This window comes from Psychrobacter sp. TS_SC_6, from assembly GCF_056156305.1.
In genome coordinates, this window is record NZ_CM149590.1 from 703,047 (window position 1) to 722,477 (window position 19,431).

General features: G+C 44.9%; 14 protein-coding genes. 12 read left to right on the forward strand and 2 right to left on the reverse strand.

Going from position 1 to position 19,431, the window contains the following annotated elements; genetic code table 11:
• Positions 1-76: 76 nt before the first annotated feature.
• The gene (mgtE, locus tag AC0J5Y_RS03115) at positions 77-1,480 is read right to left on the reverse strand and encodes a magnesium transporter (protein ID WP_475131469.1); all 1,404 of its coding nucleotides are present in this window, start codon (positions 1,478-1,480) and stop codon (positions 77-79) included.
• Between the two features lie 104 nt (positions 1,481-1,584).
• Positions 1,585-3,618, reverse strand: a complete 2,034-nt coding sequence (locus AC0J5Y_RS03120; RefSeq protein ID WP_475131470.1) for a UvrD-helicase domain-containing protein — start codon at positions 3,616-3,618, stop codon at positions 1,585-1,587.
• Between the two features lie 1,032 nt (positions 3,619-4,650).
• On the opposite strand from AC0J5Y_RS03120, the gene ndhC reads away from it, so the two are divergent.
• The 12 genes from ndhC to nuoM all read left to right on the forward strand — a co-directional run bounded on the left by ndhC (position 4,651) and on the right by nuoM (position 19,429).
• Positions 4,651-5,274 (forward strand): NADH-quinone oxidoreductase subunit A, encoded by a 624-nt coding sequence (gene ndhC, locus AC0J5Y_RS03125; RefSeq protein WP_475131471.1) that lies wholly within the window; start codon positions 4,651-4,653, stop codon positions 5,272-5,274.
• A gap of 124 nt (positions 5,275-5,398) precedes the next feature.
• Positions 5,399-6,067, forward strand: coding sequence for a NuoB/complex I 20 kDa subunit family protein (locus tag AC0J5Y_RS03130; RefSeq protein WP_011512925.1), 669 nt, complete (start codon positions 5,399-5,401; stop codon positions 6,065-6,067).
• 131 nt (positions 6,068-6,198) lie between these two features.
• Entirely contained in the window at positions 6,199-7,974 is a 1,776-nt protein-coding gene (gene nuoC / locus AC0J5Y_RS03135; protein WP_475131472.1) for an NADH-quinone oxidoreductase subunit C/D, read from the forward strand.
• 125 nt (positions 7,975-8,099) lie between these two features.
• A complete protein-coding gene (gene nuoE, locus AC0J5Y_RS03140) occupies positions 8,100-8,609 on the forward strand; it encodes an NADH-quinone oxidoreductase subunit NuoE (protein ID WP_475131473.1) in 510 nt (169 codons plus the stop codon).
• Positions 8,606-10,030: an NADH-quinone oxidoreductase subunit NuoF gene (nuoF, locus tag AC0J5Y_RS03145; protein WP_475131474.1), complete on the forward strand. Its 1,425-nt coding sequence runs from the start codon at positions 8,606-8,608 to the stop codon at positions 10,028-10,030. The genes nuoE and nuoF overlap by 4 nt, the downstream gene beginning before the upstream one ends.
• Positions 10,031-10,040: 10 nt before the next feature.
• Positions 10,041-13,151, forward strand: coding sequence for an NADH-quinone oxidoreductase subunit NuoG (nuoG, locus tag AC0J5Y_RS03150; protein ID WP_475131475.1), 3,111 nt, complete (start codon positions 10,041-10,043; stop codon positions 13,149-13,151).
• A 49-nt stretch (positions 13,152-13,200) separates the two neighbouring features.
• Positions 13,201-14,196: an NADH-quinone oxidoreductase subunit NuoH gene (gene nuoH / locus AC0J5Y_RS03155; RefSeq protein ID WP_041753375.1), complete on the forward strand. Its 996-nt coding sequence runs from the start codon at positions 13,201-13,203 to the stop codon at positions 14,194-14,196.
• A 55-nt stretch (positions 14,197-14,251) separates the two neighbouring features.
• Positions 14,252-14,800 (forward strand): NADH-quinone oxidoreductase subunit NuoI, encoded by a 549-nt coding sequence (gene nuoI, locus AC0J5Y_RS03160; RefSeq protein WP_475131476.1) that lies wholly within the window; start codon positions 14,252-14,254, stop codon positions 14,798-14,800.
• The gene (nuoJ, locus tag AC0J5Y_RS03165; protein ID WP_475131477.1) at positions 14,797-15,516 is read left to right on the forward strand and encodes an NADH-quinone oxidoreductase subunit J; all 720 of its coding nucleotides are present in this window, start codon (positions 14,797-14,799) and stop codon (positions 15,514-15,516) included. Before nuoI ends, nuoJ begins: the two co-directional genes overlap by 4 nt.
• A gap of 98 nt (positions 15,517-15,614) precedes the next feature.
• On the forward strand, positions 15,615-15,923 hold the full coding sequence (nuoK, locus tag AC0J5Y_RS03170) for an NADH-quinone oxidoreductase subunit NuoK (RefSeq protein ID WP_192519290.1): 309 nt from the start codon (positions 15,615-15,617) through the stop codon (positions 15,921-15,923).
• A 4-nt stretch (positions 15,924-15,927) separates the two neighbouring features.
• Positions 15,928-17,802 (forward strand): NADH-quinone oxidoreductase subunit L, encoded by a 1,875-nt coding sequence (nuoL, locus tag AC0J5Y_RS03175; RefSeq protein ID WP_475131478.1) that lies wholly within the window; start codon positions 15,928-15,930, stop codon positions 17,800-17,802.
• Position 17,803: 1 nt separating this feature from the next.
• Positions 17,804-19,429, forward strand: coding sequence for an NADH-quinone oxidoreductase subunit M (gene nuoM, locus AC0J5Y_RS03180; RefSeq protein ID WP_475131479.1), 1,626 nt, complete (start codon positions 17,804-17,806; stop codon positions 19,427-19,429).
• Positions 19,430-19,431 lie beyond the last annotated feature (2 nt).

A 19,431-nucleotide genomic window follows, 5' to 3' on the forward strand; every position in this document is an offset into this window, starting at 1 on the left:
AATGCTTAACAACAACTATTTTATCAATAGCTGCTGATTTTTAACTTTTGGTTTTCAGATTTGCATAGGCGGTGGATTAAAGAATCAGTATACTTGCTAGGCCCAAAAACGACATGAAGCCGACAATATCCGTTACCGTGGTTAGGATAACAGAGGCAGATAATGCCGGATCAATATTCATGCGCTTTAGCATCAGTGGAATACTAATGCCCGAGACATTGGCAGCAGTCATATTAATCGCAATCGCTAGACCGATGACCGCGCTGATTTTAATGTTATGAAACCACAATTGCGCAATAAACGCCATAATTATCGCCCATATGATACCGTTTATCGCCCCAACCCACAGCTCTTTATTTAATAGCCATACACGGTTAGAGCCACCAATTTGTCCCATTGCCATACCGCGAATGACGACAGTAAGCGTCTGCGAGCCTGCAATACCGCCCATACTGGCGACTACGGGCATCAATATCGCCAGTGCCACTACTTGTGCCAGTACTTCCTCAAACTGTCCAATCACCACGGCCGCCAATAATGCGGTACATAAATTGATACCCAACCAAACGCTACGACTTTTAGCACTGGTCAAAATAGGCGCGAACAGCTCTTCATCTTGACTGACACCAGCAAGGTTTTTCATGGTGCTGTCGACATCATCTTGGATAATCTCCATGATATCTTCACCATTTAACTGACCAACCAATTCGCCATGACTGTTAATCACAGGGGCAAAACGAATGTCTTCTGAGCGAAAAATCGCCGCCGCGTCTTGAATGTCCAAGCGATCATTGATGGTAATAGCGCTATCAATCAAATCAGCAACCAAGGTGGCTTGATCATGTTTAATCAAATCAGCGAGGCTTAATAAGCCAAGCAGTTGTTGGCTTTGATCGACAACCAGTAGTTCTTGGCTTTCATCATCAAGCAGCTCAATATCTTCTCGCAGCCAGTTTTGAACATCAGCCAGCGTCATATCTTCTCGCACCTGAATAAGATCAGGATCCATATAGCTGCCAACTTCCCAATCGGCATACGTATCGAGCTTATTGACCTGAATGCGGATCTCTTCATCCAAAGTTGCCATCACCGAAGTACGTACGCTGTCGGTAACGGTATCTAAGATCTCCGAGATATCTTGCGCATCAAGATCTTGCGTAAACAATGAGATCTCTTTTGAGGAGATGTTTTCTAGCAGCGGCAGGCGGGTATCAAACTCTAGCTCAGCGAGCACTTCACCTTTGATATTCTCTGGTACTTGCGCCCAAATCAGCTGGCGACTTTGAGTCGGGAACGACTCTAATAAGTTGGCAATCTCATATTCTGACTGCTTCCCTAAAAACTCAGTAATTGCCCCAAATGCTTTGTCAGCCACCAATTCCTGCAAGTAAAGCAGCTTATACTCAGCATTAGATTCAGCTGGATTATAAGCAAGTTGTCTTGCTGATGGTTGTTCAGAAGTGGGCGTTGAGTTGGGCATAAATGTTCCAAGTTTTGCAATAATAATTAAAATCTAGTCTTAATGTTCAATGAATGAATTCTATTATTAAGCTGTTTTTTTAAGGTTGTTTTTAATGGTTAACATTATCGATTGCCCAATAAAGCGCGAATATTAGCCAAGTATTCATCAGCAACTGCTGCAGGGTCTTTGGTGGCTTTTTGTTTTTTTGCTTTGGCAGGCCAGTCGATATGATCTTCTGGCAACTCATCTAAAAATCGTGATTCAGACGTGACGCGCATTTGACCACCAGCACGGCGCTGAGTGGCTAGTGTCAAAGTTAGCTCACGACGGGCGCGGGTGATACCCACATACATCAGACGGCGCTCTTCTTCGACCGTCTCGCTTAGGATAGAGTTGCGGTGCGGTAGCATCTCTTCCTCAAGCCCCATGATATAAACGAAATCAAACTCCAAACCTTTTGCCGCATGTAAGGTCATCAGATTAACTTTATTGGTGTTTTCTTCTTCTTGCTGCTGCTCCAGCATATCAAGCAATACCAGCTTGCGAATAATGGTATCAATCGTCCGATCTTCATCTTCTTCGGCACGATTAATCAGCGATTGAATACTGGTATAAAGCATGTCGATATTATCGATACGGTTTTTTTCTTGCTGCGGTGTTTTTGAGTCGCTACGGACAAAGTCAATATAACCGGTCTCATCAATCATTTGGCGGACGATTGGCACAGGGTCAGGATGTTGATCAAGCTCGCGAGTATAGTGCTCAATAAAGTCGCCAAACTCCTTTAAAGTACTATAAGATTTCGACGGTAAAACGTGGGCCAGACCGGCATGCGTACAAGAAGCCAGTAGCGAGATGCTATGTTCTTGTGAAAATAAGCCAAGCTTTTCAAGCGTAGCTGGTCCCATACCACGCTTGGGCGTATTAATCACGCGCAAAAAAGCACTGTCGTCTTCTGGGTTCAAAATCAGACGTAAGTAGCTCATAACGTCTTTGATCTCACTACGAGCAAAGAACGACTGACCACCCGATAATTTATAAGGTACTTGCAGCTGGCGCAATTGCGCCTCTAGCATCCGCGCTTGGAAGTTACTACGATAGAGAACGGCATATTGTTCCCACTCATTGCCAAAGCGCAATTTATGCGTGACGATTTCTTTGGCGACACGCTCAGATTCATCATCATCATTACGACAGTTAATAATGCGAATTTTTTCACCTTGACCTTTGTCTGACCAAAGTTTCTTTTCAAATAAATGCTCGTTATTGGTAATAACCGCATTTGCTGAGGTCAAAATACGGGTGGTCGAACGGTAATTTTGCTCAAGCATGACGATTTTTAATTTTGGGAAATCCTCTTTAAGTAATCCCATGTTTTCAGGTTTAGCCCCGCGCCATGCATAAATAGACTGGTCATCATCACCAACGACCGTAAAGCGTCCTTGTGGTCCGACCAAATATTTGATCATCTCATACTGAGCCGTATTGGTATCTTGATATTCATCGACCAACAAATAGCGAATTCGGTTTTGCCATTTATCACGTAGCTCTCGATTCTCACGCAGTATTTTGGTCGGTAATACAATCAAATCATCAAAATCGACCGCGTTATAAGCCCGTAGATTACGCTCATATAGGGCATAAAGCGTCGCAAAAATCATGTCTTCTGGATCGTCTAAGGTTTCCATCGCCTTATCCGGCTCAATCAAATCATTTTTCCAATCAGAAATCATTTTTATCGCTTTACCAACCAACTCACGACTTTCCGCGCCGCTTAAGTTATCACGCATCATAAGCTCCATTAGCAAACGCTTGCTATCGTCACTATCCATAATGGAGAAATTGCCTTTTAGCGGCGTATGAATCAACTCATAGCGTAAAAACTGCAAGCCAAACTGGTGGAAGGTTGAAACCGTTAGACCACGGGTCTTTTCACTCGGTAGTAGCTTACTGACTCGAGCTTTCATTTCACGCGCCGCTTTATTGGTAAAGGTCACCGCCGTGATACGCTCAGCAGGCATGTTGCATTCTTCGATCAGATAAGCAATCTTGCGGGTAATCACTGAGGTCTTACCGGAGCCGGCACCTGCTAACACCAGTAGCGGACCAGATACGTAGAGCATGGCTTCTTGTTGTTTGGGATTGAGTTGACTCATAACGTGACCTGTAAGACAAAAGCGAAAAGAGGGTGGCAGTAAATCGTAAAATGCCACTAGCTGCCATCAAGCGAAAAATACATTGGTTAAAATAGAGGGCATATTGGCATTTTAAATAGAGTAACTCACAGAATAATTTTAAAGTTTTAGGCAATCTGCGAGCAAAATTAGGTGAGCTATTATAAAGCAAAACTAAGGCTTTTGGGCAGGAGTTAGTAGCGTGGAATATGTAAGATTATGAGGTATATATAAGGTACGTCTTTAAAAATGATATAGAGAAACATTTTGTTTCAATGAAAACCGTTGAAAATTTGGCGAAGACAAGGTCATTTCTCGTGAATGGATATAAGGAGATAGACTTAAGTATTATCCATTACGGAAGTGACGGTGAAACAATTACAAGCTTTGACTAACTCCACGGTTTATATACATTTTTCATTTAGTTAGCAGTCAATTAATAATACATGCTTTGAAATTTTTATAAGGTTTTTAGAGAGGGGTGATGAATAATCTGTAGCATAGTTTGCGGATAAAAAAACCTATTTTTTTTGCCGATAAAGTGACCGCTCAATGCAGTTAAAAACTAGCTTTTGAGTGCCGATATGCGTATAGTATGTAAATAATTTATGCCAGTTGTCACGTCATTGTTGACCACGTGTAATGAGCTATTAAATCAATTAAATAAACTATCGAATATGACATTGATTTAATACGTTGATCTTACGTTGTTAGAAGATGCGTTGGGCGACCAGCCTTTGTCCGCATATAGAGCGGACACTCTACAGTTGGTCAGATCTGACATCGTCGTCAATAAGCTTGATAATTGGTTGTTACCAGTACAGAACCTAACATGTGACTCAATGACAGTTACTTAAATATAGTGACAGTTACTTAAATATAGTGACAGTTGCTTAAGTGCAGTGACCGTTGCTTTGTGTTTTCGTCTGCGTTATGCCTGTCGCTTGACGACCTTAAGTAGGTCGGTACTTGCGCGGCGTGTAACACTCGATTGGGTGAGGAGCACGTATTATCATGTCTGCTTTTAATTGGTCAGCCATTGCTTTTATTTTAGCCGCCATTGCGCTAGTTGTGTTTATGTTGGTTGTCCCGCGTCTACTTGGCGGTCGCTCACATGGCTCACAAAAAGAAGAGATATTTGAAGCGGGTGTTGTCGGATCTGGCAACGCCCGTATTCGTTTGTCTGCCAAATTCTATTTGGTGGCGATCTTCTTTGTTATTTTTGATCTAGAAGCCCTCTACTTATATGCTTATGCAGTCTCAGTTCGTGAAGCTGGCTGGCTTGGTTTTGCTGCTGCCGCTATATTTATCACCATCTTGATCATTGGCTTGGTATACGAGCTCAGTCTGGGTGCGATGAATTGGGCACCGGCTGACAAACGTCGCAAAAAAGCGCGCTTATATGCTGCACCCGCAGGCTTTAGTTTAGCGGACATCACCAAGTTCGATGGTGTTGATGAACTCATGGTTGATCCTACGGGCAAGATACCTGCGCAGTCCTCCGGTCAGATTAATGTCTCAAACAACATTGAGGCCAATCGTCGTCACTTACAAAACATTGATCATATTAATACCACGGGCAATGTCACTTCTGTGGACTTTGCGACGTCTGCACAAACAGATAAAATGACGCGTTAATGAATAACAGTGTGTGTTAATTACTGGCATAACACGTGAATAACAAAATTATTTAATAATGAAGTTAAGGCAGTAGTGAGGGCAAATCATTGCCGCACTTTGTTTAACATAAAGGTTGTATGTTATGAAATACACATTAACAAAAGCCAACCCTGATGCAGATGTCTATCCTGCTCAGACAAGCCAAACTGTCAACGATCCGATGGAAGATGAAGTCAATAAAAACGTCTTTATGGGTCGTTTAGAAGATCTTGTGCATTCAACAGCAAACTGGGGACGTAAGCACTCACTGTGGCCATTTAACTTTGGTACCTCATGCTGTTATGTCGAATATGCGACTACTTTAACGGCGGTTCACGATTTATCACGTTTTGGTGCCGAAGTTATTCGCGCCTCGCCACGTCAGGCAGATGTGATGATTGTCGCCGGTACTTGCTTTGTTAAAATGGCACCCGTTATTCAGCGCCTATATGAGCAGATGCTTGAGCCAAAATGGGTGATCTCTATGGGTGCTTGCGCCAACTCAGGCGGTATGTATGATATCTACTCTGTAGTACAAGGCGTGGATAAAATTATTCCTGTCGATGTCTATGTGCCCGGTTGTCCGCCACGTCCAGAAGCATTGATTCAAGGCTTGATGTTATTACAAGAATCTATTACTAAAGAACGTCGTCCGCTGGGTATTCACGTTAATGATCAGGGTGTCTATCAGCCGCAGATGACGCCTGAGCGTGACCGTAAGCAAGCAGATCGTATCGCTGTGAAAAACTTGCGTAGCCCAGATAGTATTTAGCTTATTACGTGAGTATTTGCTTTGGTATTTTAGCTCAGTTGTTCATAATTCTTAGAAGTGCGCGTACGCTTATCACAGCTCGGTTATGATTGACATAGCTCGGTTATGATTAATGAAGGAAGACATCATTCATGGTCACGGTAGTTGAAAACACAGATCCTAAGATCAAACCTGTCCCAGCAGTTATCAAAGAGCTGGAAGAAAAATATGCTGGTAAGTTCGTTGTACAGCACACGGTGGATGAGATTCCAACGGCGTGGGTTGCGCGTGCCGATTTATTAGACGTTCTCTTATTCTTACGCAAATTGCCAAAACCTTACGTCATGCTATTTGATTTATCAGCGATAGACGAACGTCTACGTCAGCATCGCCAAGGTTTGCCTGACAGTGACTTTACGGTGTTTTATCACTTGATGTCGCTTGAGCGTAATAGTGATGTCCGTATCAAAGTGGCGCTCAGTGAAGAAGATTTAAACGTCCCAAGTGCGACACAGATTTGGCCCAATGCCAACTGGTACGAGCGCGAAGTATGGGATATGTTTGGTATTGTCTTTACCGGCCATCCGCACCTAACGCGTATCTTATTGCCTAAATATTGGGAAGGTCACCCACTGCGTAAAGAGTATCATGCGCGTGCGACGGAATTTACCCCGTACTTCTTGAACACCGCTAAGCAGCAATACGAGCAAGAAAGTCTGCGTTTTGTCCCTGAAGAATGGGGCATGAAACGCTCGGGTCGCGATGAAGACTTTATGTTTTTGAACATCGGTCCTAACCATCCCTCTGCTCATGGTGCGTTCCGTTTGGTACTACAGCTTGATGGTGAAGAAGTGGTCGACTGTATTCCAGATATTGGCTATCACCATCGCGGCGCCGAAAAGATGGCTGAGCGTCAAACGTGGCACTCATTTATTCCTTATACCGACCGTATTGATTATCTTGGCGGCGTAATGAACGAGCTACCGTACATCATGTCCGTTGAAAAGCTTGCAGGCATTACTATTCCGCCGCGCGCTGAAACCATCCGCGTGATGATGAGTGAGTTTTTCCGTATTACCAATAACTTACTGTTCGTCGGTACTTTTATCCAAGATGCCGGTGGTATGACGCCAGTATTCTATATGTTTACTGATCGCCAAAAAGCCTATGACGTCATCGAAGCCGTCACTGGTTATCGTATGCATCCAGCTTGGTTCCGTATTGGCGGCACTGCGCACGATTTACCACGCGGCTGGCAGCGGCTGGTTCGTGAGTTCTTAGATTGGATGCCAAAACGCTTGGATGAATATGTCAAAGCAGCACTGCAAAATAGTGTGCTTAAAGGTCGTACTCAAGGCGTTGCCCAATATAATACCAAGCAAGCATTGGCATGGGGCGTGACTGGCGCAGGCTTACGTGCGACAGGTTTAGATTTTGATCTACGTAAAGCGCGACCGTACATGGGATACGAGAATTACGATTTCGAAGTACCAGTCGGCTATAACGGCGATGCTTATGATCGCTGTATGGTGAAAGTCGAAGAGATGCGCCAGTCGCTACGTATTATCCGTCAATGTATGGATAATATGCCGCAAGGTCCTTATAAGGCTGATCATCCATTGGCAGTACCGCCGCCAAAAGACCGTACATTGAATGACATCGAAACCTTGATTAATCACTTCCTCTCAGTTTCTTGGGGTCCTGTGATGCCAGCGGGTGAGTGCACGACGATTGTAGAAGCGACTAAAGGTCTAAATAGCTATTATATCACCTCGGATAAAGCGACGATGAGCTATCGTACCCGTATCCGTACGCCGACATTCGCGCACCTACAGCAGATGCCATCAGTCATTAATGGCTCACTGGTATCCGATGCCATTATGTATCTGGCTTCGATTGATATTGTGATGGCGGATTGTGATCGTTAAAGCCATAGGTTTTAAAAGTAACATAAGTTTATTCATATATTATTGCCAAACTGTCACACCAAAACGCTGTCATTGCGCCGTGAGCGCAACAAACACAGTGGGCTGAGTGAGGAAAGAAAAAGATTATGAAAATTGTTTCCGATAAAATGCCAAAAGTAGATGTGGCAAGTATCTTAACTGCAGAAGAAATTGCGGCCATCCATGAGTTTATGCATCATTATCCGCACCCAAGAGCAGCGTCTTTAGATTCGCTAAAAATCGTGCAAAAGCGTAACGGCTGGGTTGATGATGCACAAGTGAATGCGATTGCCAATATCCTCAATGTGCCGATGACGGATATGGATGGGGTAGCAACCTTCTTTAACCGTATCTATCGTCAGCCAGTTGGTCGTCATGTCATCCTTGTTTGTGATTCGGTCGCTTGTTATTTAACAGGCTATGAAGCACTAGCAGCTGAGTTTAAATCTGCGCTCGGCATCGACTATGGTCAAACGACAGCTGACGGTCGTTTTACGCTATTGCCGATTTGCTGTTTGGGCAACTGTGACAAAGGTCCTGCGATATTGATTGATGAAGATACTTATGGTCCTGTCCAGCCTGAAGAAGTCGCCCAATTGTTGGAGCTATACGCATGAGATTAACTGTTTCAGAGCAGATTGCTCTTCGTAATCAAGGCAAAGCGCCAAGCCAACTTAATGAACAGCGCATTCCTATCTATGGTGATAGAGCGACTGCTACCAGTGAAACTAAGCCGTTGACATGGCGCCTAGCGCATCACGATGCGGTACTGGACTTAGCCACTTACGAATCTCTACGTGGTTTTGAAGCGTTAAAGATAGCGTTAAACCAATCGCCAGATGATACGTTAAATACTATCAAAGAAGCGGTGGTAAAAGGTCGCGGCGGTGCAGGTTTTCCAGCAGGTATTAAATGGTCGCTAATGGCACCACCTGATGGCGGTCCACGCTATCTAGTCTGTAATGCTGATGAGATGGAGCCGGGTACGTTTAAAGACCGTTTGCTCATGGAGCGTTTGCCACTTCAGCTTATTGAAGGCATGCTTATTTCTGCCTACGCGATTGGCGCAACAGCCGGTTATATCTTTATCCGTGGTGAATACATCTTAGCGGCAGAGCGTTTAACGGCAGCGATCGAAGAGTTAAAAGCCAATAATCTAGTTGGCGATAATATTTTAGGCTCAGATTTTAGTTTTGATTTGCATGTACATACGGGCGCTGGTCGTTATATCTGCGGTGAAGAAACGGCATTGATTAACTGCTTAGAAGGTCGTCGTGCCAATCCGCGTACCAAACCACCATTTCCACAGGTAGCTGGTGCATGGGGTCGTCCAACCGTGGTCAATAACGTTGAAACTTTACACAACGTTTCAGCGATTATCCTGCATGGTAGTAAGTGGTATCAAGATCTGCCCAAAGCCAAAGGCGTGGTCGAAACACCAGGTACGAAGCTATTTGGCTGTTCTGGTTTGGTCAATGACCCCGGTCTATGGGAGCTGCCTTTTGGTTATACAGCGCGCGAAATCATCGAAGATTTCGCCGGTGGAATGCAGGAAGGTCGCACACTTAAGGCTTGGTTACCAGGCGGCGCATCAACGGATTTTTTAACCGCTGACCATTTAGATACCGTCGTTGATTTTGACACCATTCAAAAAGCCGGTAGCCGTATGGGTACGGGTCTGCTTATGGTTGTTGATGAAGAGCAAGATATGGTGCCATTGGTACGTAATCTTGAGATTTTCTTTCAGCGCGAATCGTGTGGGTGGTGTACGCCATGCCGTGATGGTTTGCCATGGGGCGTTAAAATCCTTACCGCTATTAATGATGGCGAAGGGCAGATTGGCGATATTGAAAAGTTAGAAGGATTAACCCGTGACTTATGGATCGGTAAAACCTTTTGCGCGCACGCCCCTGGTGCGATGGAACCACTGATGAGTGCAATTAAATATTTCCGTCCTGAGTTTGATCAAAAGATTGCGCAGGCGGTTGATGAAGATGTCATTGAGGCTGCAGCCAATCAACAGCCAGATGTGAAATAAGGAGAGCGGCATGGCAGTCATACATATTGATGGAACCACTGTCGAAGTAGATAGCGCAGATAACTTGCTACAAGCATGCTTGTCACTTGGCATTGATGTGCCGTATTTTTGTTATCACCCAGCCTTAGGTTCAGTAGGCTCTTGCCGTCAGTGCGCGGTTAAGCAATATATGACCAAAGAAGATATGGAAGCAGGTCGCGGTCGCCTAGTCATGTCATGCATGGTAGCACCAAGCAATGATATGTATATCTCAGTCACCGATGATGAAGCGAAAGCATTCCGTAAGTCGATGGTTGAGCTACTTATGACCAACCATCCACATGACTGTCCAACTTGCGAAGAGGGTGGACATTGTCATTTGCAAGATATGACTTATATGTCAGGTCATAGCCGCCGTCGCTATCGCTTTACCAAACGTACGCATCATAACCAAGAGCTTGGTCCCTTTATTGCCCATGAGATGAACCGCTGTATCGCTTGTTATCGCTGTGTCCGTTTTTATAAAGACTATGCTGGCGGTGAAGACTTAGGGGTGTATGGCTCTAATAATCGCGTCTATTTTGGTCGTGATAAAGATGGTCAGTTTGAGAGTGAGTTTTCAGGTAACTTAACGGAAGTCTGTCCAACTGGTGTATTTACCGATAAGACCCATTCGGATCGTTATAACCGTAAATGGGATATGCAGTATGCACCAAGTATCTGTCATGGCTGTTCAGCGGGCTGTAATATCTCAGCCGGTGAGCGCTATGGCGAGCTGCGCCGTATCGAAAATCGCTATAACGGTGAAGTAAACCGCTACTTCTTATGTGACCGTGGTCGTTTTGGTTATGGCTATGTCAATCGTGAAGATCGTCCAACCCAAGCCCTTGAACGTATCAATGATAAACATGTCAAAATCAATATCGATTATGCCCTTGATGAAACCATCAAGCGTATTAAAGACAAGAAAGTCATCGGTATTGGCTCACCACGTGCCAGTTTAGAGACCAACTTTGCGCTGAAAAACCTCGTTGGTTTTGATAATTTCTCAACAGGTCTCAATCATCAGCAGCAAGCACTGGTCAATAAATGTATTGAAATATTGAGTACTGAGGGTATTTATAACCCAAGTATGGTTGATATTGAGAGCCATGATGCGGTACTGATTTTGGGTGAAGATATCACTCAAACATCATCACGGGTGGCACTCTCTATCCGTCAAGCGGCAAAAAATGAAGCCATAAAAATGGCGGCTGCTACCAAAACGCAGCCTTGGTTGGCTGAGCCAGTAAAACGTATTGGTCAAGGTGTCCAAAGCCCTGTCTATATCATCGATGTGACACAAACCAAACTGGAAGACATCAGTAAAGTAAGCGTCGTTGCGACACCGGAAGATATCACCAAGCTTGGTTTTAAAGTTGCGGATGAGATTGCTAACTTTGGTGATGATTTAAGTAAAATTATTGACCCGCAAAGCAATGAGGAAAATGCTGATGTTGACGCTATGCAAGCATTGGCAAAGCAAATCGCCTATGACTTGATCCAAGCGGACAAGCCGTTGGTTGTCTCTGGTAGCAGCTTATCGTCTATTGCCTTGATAGAAGCAGCAGCGCAAATCACGCAAGCACTAAGCCAAAAGCGTGCAGCGATAAAAGCAAATGAGCAGTATGAAGTTGAGACATACAATGCCAAAGTTGCAGCAGCTGAAGCGCAAGCAACAACGACCCAGCAAACAGAAGATAAGGATCTATCTGCCAAGCCAAACAAGCCTGAAACGGGCGTTAATACGGAAGCACAAGACGATGTTGAACGTCAGCCTGCAACCAAACTTGAGCTAAAAGAAGTCAATAAAAAGTATCATACCCAAGCGGGTATCTATTTAGCAGTGACAGATGCTAATAGCATCGGTGTTTGTTTACTAGGTGGTCATTCAGTTGAAGAGTTGTTGGCGACTGATTTTGATGTCGTCATAGTCGCTGAAAATCAGCTGACCGATGCTATTGATGCAAATAAATTAAGCCAGCTATTGACTGACAAAACCGTTATTGCGTTAGATCATCAATTGCTTGATTGGCACAAAGACGTCGATATTGTATTGCCAGCAGCCACATTTGCTGAAGCAGATGGAACGCTTATTTCTGCCGAAGGTCGTGCGCAGCGCTTCTTCCAAGTTTATGATAATGACTACTATCATCCGCTTAGCAGTATCAAAGAAGGCTGGCGTTGGTTGCATGCTGTGCACAGTAGCTTAGAAGGCCGCGATGTCGACTGGACGCAGCTTGACGATGTCATCAATGCTTTGATAGCGACTCATCCTAAGCTTGCTGGTATTAAAGAAGCTGCACCTGATGCTGATTACCGAATGACAGGTCTAAAAATTGCCCGTCAGCCACGTCGTTACTCAGGTCGTACTTCTATGCGTGCGCCTGTCTCTGTCCATGAGCCAATGCAGCCAAAAGATTTGGATACCGGTTTAACCTTTTCGATGGAAGGCTATAGCGGTAAGCAAACCCCGAGTGCGATGATTCCTTTTGCGCAATCTGCCGGTTGGAACTCACCGCAAGCTTGGAATAAATATCAAGATAAAGTGGGTGGCAGTCTTAGAAATGGTGATCCGGGCGTTCGCTTGTTCGACCAATTAGAGCGTTTAGCTACGCGCCAATATGTTGCGCCAGAAATTAGCTCAGTAGCTACGACGGATATGCAGCAAGGACAAGCTAAATTGGTTCCTATTTATAATATCTTTGCTAGCTCAATGATGGCATCGCGTAGTCTAGTGGTAGCTGAACAATTACCAGTAGCTGCATGGCGTGTAGGGATTGATGACGCAAAAGAGTGGAATATCGCTGCCGGTGACTATTTAGCAATTGAAATTGATAAACAGCAAATTATCTTACCCGTTGAGCTTGTGGGTTATTTAGCCGAAGGTTGTATTGGTTACCCTGTCGGTCAGGTGAGCATTATTCATCCATCGATGCCAGCGTCGGTACGTAAAGTCGATGCACCAGTGACAATGATGGGCGGCTTAGCTAATGACGTTAGTGGCAATTCTGAAAATGGCAGTGCTTTAAACAGCTTCGAAGATAACAATAACCGCGCAGCGCCAGTAAGCACAGCGCCGACCACCACACAGGAGGTGTAATATGCAAGTCACTCGTATTATCCCTGATGTGCCAAGTTTTTTGGCAAGTATGATGACCTTTGATACTTGGTCCATACTTTTTATGGTCGTACAATCGCTGGTCATATTTTTGGTGGTCGTCATTGTCGCGGCAATGATGATTATCTATGAGCGCCGGATGTTAGCACTCTGGCAAGACCGTTATGGTCCAAACCGTGTTGGACCGTTTGGTTCACTACAGCTAGTCGCCGATATGCTCAAAATTTTCTTTAAAGAAGATTGGACGCCAAATTTTACCGATAAGTTTATGTTTACCTTGGCGCCTGCGGTTGCCATGTTTACCGCTCTGGCTTCATTTGCCATTATTCCTATCTCACCGACCCTTGGCGTTGCTGATTGGGATATTGGTATTTTGTTCTTTTTTGCCATGGCTGGTATTGCAGTCTATGCAGTGCTGTTCGGTGGTTGGGCATCAGCCAATAAATTCTCATTACTCGGCGGTCTTCGTTCAGCGGCGCAAACCATCAGTTATGAAGTGTTTTTAGGTTTGTCATTAATGGGTGTTGTTGCCTTGACTGGCTCATTTAATTTACGTGCGATTGTTGAAGCACAGGCTGATGGTTGGTATATCATCCCGCAGTTCTTTGGCTTCTTAACTTTTGTGGTTGCTGGTGTTGCCGTAACCCATAGACATCCGTTTGATCAGCCAGAAGCTGAGCAAGAATTGGCAGAAGGGTATCACGTTGAATATTCTGGCATGAAGTTCGGGATGTTCTTTATTGGCGAATACGTCAATGTTGTATTGATTTCTGCTTTGATGACCTGCTTATTCTTTGGTGGTTGGTTGGCACCTTTTAATTTAGATATTCCGTTTATTCCACCAGCTTTTTGGTTCATGATTAAGACGCTTTTCTTTATGACTATGTTTGTTTTGGCTCGAGGCTCACTCATGCGTCCGCGCTATGATCAGGTGATGAACTTTGGCTGGAAAGTCTGCCTGCCCGTAACCTTGATTAATTTATTGGTTACCGCGGCAGTTATTTTGATTTTTTCCCCAACGTTGTAATCATTACTAGCCATCACTAATGAACTAGGGTAAAGCTGAGAAGGATAATAATCCCATGTTTACTACGATAAAAAAGACCGTCATTGGACTATTTACCATTGTCCGCAGCATGTGGATGGTTAATAGTCATGCGCTCAGACCACGCGACACCATTCTTTATCCTGAGGTGCCAGTACCAGTGCCGCCACGTTTTCGTGGACGTATTATATTGTCGCGTGACCCTGACGGCGATGAGCGCTGCGTCGCTTGTAACTTGTGCGCTGTGGCCTGTCCGGTTGGTTGTATCTCACTGCAAAAAGCGGAACGTGACGATGGTCGCTGGTATCCAGAATTCTTTCGTATTAACTTTTCACGTTGTATTTTTTGTGGCTTGTGTGAAGAAGCTTGTCCTACGACAGCGATTCAGATGACGCCTGATTTTGAGATGGGCGAATACGTCCGTCAAGACTTGGTCTATGAAAAAGAGCATTTGCTGATTTCAGGGCCGGGTAAATATCCTGATTATAACTATTATCGCGTGACGGGTATGGCGGTAGCAGATAAACCAAAGGGCGCGGCGCAAAATGAAGCGGCACCAATTGATCTAAGGAGCTTGCTACCATGATGAATATTTTAAACAATCCTGAATTGGCAGGGTTTTACTCATTAGCAGCGGTAGCAATATTTGCCAGTTTGCGCGTGGTAACCCAAGCCAATCCAGTCCATGCTATTTTATCGATGATTGTGTCATTACTGGCAATCGCTGGTATATTTTTTGTGATAGGCGCACCGTTTGCAGGGGCGTTAGAGATTGTTGTTTATGCGGGCGCTATTATGGTGCTGTTCGTTTTCGTTATTATGATGCTAAATTTGGGTATGAGTAATGATGAGCGCGAAGAGCGCTGGCTGGATGCCGGCACTTGGGCGATACCTACTGGACTGACGATTATCATTGCCGTGGTACTGTATGCGATGATTGGTATGGGTCACGACGAAGCAGCTATGATTGGTGGCACAACGATTTCAGCCAAAACCGTCGGTACGGTATTGTTTACCAAATACGTGATGCTAATACAAGTGGCGGCTTTACTGCTACTGGCGGCTTTGGTTGCTGCTTATCACTTGGGTAAAGAAGCTATCGATGACGAGATCATCGGTAATGATAGCCTAGTAGCCAGTCCAAATGTCGGTAGTATTGAGCTCTACGAAAACGATAGTAAGCACACCAATAATGATGCAGTAAAGATGACAAAACCATACGAATACAAAGATGTTGACCCGCTTGACTACGTAAGTATGCAGGTGGGTGCGAAGGAAGTCACGCGCAAGGAGTCAGACTGATGGTACTAGCAGCGAGCGTGGCACAAGACGTATCGAATGTGCCGTTTGCCCATGAGGTGGCAGGCTTAGTGCAGCCTGCTGCTGAGGTACAAAACGTATTGGGTATGATACCGATGAGCCATGGGTTAATTTTGGCAGGTATTTTATTTGCCATTGGTTTGTGCGGTGTCATGGTACGGCGTAATTTCTTATTTATGCTAATGAGCCTTGAGATCATGATGAATGCGGCGGCACTGGCATTTGTGGTAGCAGGTAGCCGCTGGGTTGATCCGGATGGACAGATTATGTTTATCTTTATTTTGACCTTAGCAGCAGCAGAGGCGGCCATTGGTTTGGCAATATTATTGCGTTTTTATCATCAGCGTGGGCATCTCGATGTGGACAGCGCCAATGAGATGAAAGGATGATGTCATGAGTTTGTTACCATTAACCTTTATATTCCCGCTCGTTGGCTTTTTGATTTTAGCCTTTATGCGCGACAAGCTAAGCGAGCAGGTAGCAGCGATTGTCGGTGTCGGTAGCATGCTGCTATCAGCGCTCTGTACGCTGGTTGTTAGCTATACCTTTTTAACCACCAATCCGGCCGGAACTGTCGTAGAGATTCCACTCTGGACTTGGTTCCAAGTTGGGGATTTTGCGCCAAATTTTGGCTTAAGCTTTGATGGCTTAGCATTGACGATGACGGGTGTCATTACCGGTATTGGCTTTTTAATCCATCTGTTTGCCGCTTGGTATATGAAAGGCGATACTGGCTTTGCCCGTTTTTTTAGCTACATGAATTTGTTTGTCGCCAGTATGTTATTGCTGGTATTGGCAGATAATTTGTTTTTGCTTTACCTCGGTTGGGAAGGCGTGGGTATCTGTTCGTACTTGCTGATTGGCTATTATTATCATGACCGAGCCAATGGTCGTGCCGCGATAAAAGCCTTTACGGTCACCCGTGTGGGTGATGTATTCTTAGCCTTTGGTTTGTTTTTATTGTTTCGCGAATTCGGTACGCTTAATATCCAAGAGATTATTACTCGTGCGCCAGAAGTGTTTGATATCAATAATCCAATTATGATGTTGACGACCATGATGTTGGTCGGCGGTGCAATGGGCAAATCAGCGCAGCTGCCATTACATACATGGCTTGCCGATGCGATGGCAGGTCCGACGCCCGTATCAGCGCTGATTCACGCGGCAACGATGGTCACGGCAGGCGTGTATTTAATTGCCCGTTTGCATCCATTGTTTGAGCTAACCCCAGGTATTTTATTATATTGGGTAGGCGGCGTCGGTGCATTGACGCTGGTTGTTGCAGGCTTCTGTGCCTTGGCACAAACAGACATCAAACGTATCCTTGCGTATTCAACCATGAGTCAAATCGGCTATATGTTTTTGGCACTCGGCGTGGGTGCATGGCAAGGGGCTATCTTCCATTTGATGACGCACGCTTTCTTTAAAGCCTTACTATTCTTATCATCAGGTGCCGTTATCCTTGCCGTACATCATGAGCAAGACATCTTTAAGATGGGCGGTTTGCGCAAAAAGATACCCTTAGTATTTTGGTGCTATATCGTCGGTGGCGGTGCACTGGCTGCCATACCTTGGGTTACGGTTGGTTTTTATTCTAAAGAAGCGATTCTTTGGGAGACTTATGCCACCGGTCACATGGTGCTGTTCTATATGGGCGTGTTCGGTGCGTTCTTAACGGCAATTTATACCTTCCGTATGATTTGGATTATATTCTTTGGCGAAGAAAAAACGCATGCGCACAAATTATCAGGCGTGTCGTATTGGTTGCCGCTTACCGTGCTTCTCGTGCTATCGACAGCTGTGGGTGCATGGATCACACCGCCATTACAAGGTGTGTTGCCAGAGAGTGTTGGGCATTTATTAGAAGTGGCGGGTCAAGGCCAAGCCAAGCATACGGCAGAATATATAGCGATGGCAGCGATGGCGGCTGGTTTGATAATCGCTGCGCTACTATATGTGGTGGATAAAGGTCGCATGCTCACGAGCTTTAAGCGCTCGCGTATTGGTGGCGCGTTGTATCACTGGTGCTATCATGGCTTAGGTTTTGATGCGCTATATGATGTGATTTTTGTAAAACCCTTTTTGTTCATCGGCCGCTTGTTTAAAGCCGACCCTATTGATAAAACGTGGTATGTATTACCCAAGCTGGCTTCAGCAGGTAATAAGGTATTGTCTGCGACGCAAACAGGGTCACTTCGAGGTTATGCTGCAAGCTTTGGCTTGGGTATGGCTGTGTTACTCGTGCTGGTAATGATGACGGTGGTATAAGATGATTGAGTTACAACAAACGTGGATGCTACCAGCATTAATCGCCATTCCTTTTATTGCAGGATTGCTATGCTGGCTGGTTGAACGCTTTAATAAACGCTTGCCTCGCTGGATTGCCTTGATCGGTATGACGTTGACTTTTGTATTGTCAATGGTGCTGTGGCAGTACGGTGATTTTTCTGGCATGAGTCAGCAAGTCATTGCGCCAAATGCTTCTGTGCCTTGGGTCGCTGAATTTAGTGTGCCTTGGATACCGAGTTTTGGTATCAGTTTTCATTTGGCGTTAGATGGTTTATCGCTGATGATGGTAGCTTTAACTGGTCTGCTCGGTATTGCCGCCGTTGCTTGTTCGTGGAATGAGATTCAGCGCCGTGTTGGTTTTTTCCATCTGAACTTGCTGTGGAGCTTGGGCGGCGTCATTGGTGTTTTCTTAGCCATCGATATGTTCTTGTTCTTCTTCTTTTGGGAGATGATGCTGGTTCCTATCTACTTCTTGATCGCGATTTGGGGTCATGATGTCGTTGGCAAAACCAAAGAATACGCAGCAACCAAGTTCTTTATCTATACTCAAGCTTCTGGGCTAATCATGCTCGTAGGCATTTTGATATTGGTCATTATCAGCTACGCCCAAAAAGGCGTGGTCAGCTTTAATTATAATGATTTGCTCGGTACGTCACTTGGCGGCTGGGAATATCCGATCATGCTGTGCTTCTTTATTGGCTTTGCCGTTAAGTTGCCGATTATCCCGTTCCATGGCTGGTTGCCTGACGCGCATGCACAAGCACCAACAGCCGGTTCAGTGGATTTGGCAGGGGTTTTGATTAAGACGGCTGCTTATGGTTTGATACGTTTTGTCCTGCCATTGTTCCCAGCTGCATCACAAGATTTTGCGCCGATTGCTATGACCTTGGGTACGATTGGTATCTTCTATGGCGCATGGCTTGCGTTTATGCAGACCGATATGAAGCGCTTGCTGGCTTATACCAGTATCTCGCATATGGGCTTTGTGGTTTTGGCCATTTATGCCGGAACCTTACTCAGCTTACAAGGTTTGATGATTCAAATGCTGGCGCATGGTCTAAGCTCAGCAGCGCTATTCATTATGGCAGGTCAGTTGTATGAACGTTTGCACACACGTGATCTGACCTTGATGGGCGGTATGTGGGGTCAGTTCCGTTATTATGCGCCGATACTGATGTTCTTCTGTGCGGCACTGCTGGGTATTCCGGGTACAGGTAACTTTATCGGTGAATTCTTGATCTTGTTTGGCGCGTTTGCTCAGTATCCTGTGTTTGTAGTCTTAGCAACTTTTAGCTTAGTATTGGCAGGTTTATACTCACTTATATTAATTCATAAAGCGCTATTTGGTATTAACAATATTAAAGAAGTGGCATTAAAAGAAACCAAATCGCATGGTCTGCCGACGCGTCCGTTAAAGGATTTGGGTAAGCGTGAGCTGTCGTTACTATTGATGCTTGCCGCAGGCTTGGTCTGGCTCGGATTGTATCCGCAGCCGTTCCTTGATACTTCAAGTCATGCTATGCAATGGATTAATAATGCTTATATATATAGTCAAGTAACCCAAGTAGATGCCTCGCAACTGCTTGATGCAATGGAGGCACGTTAAGT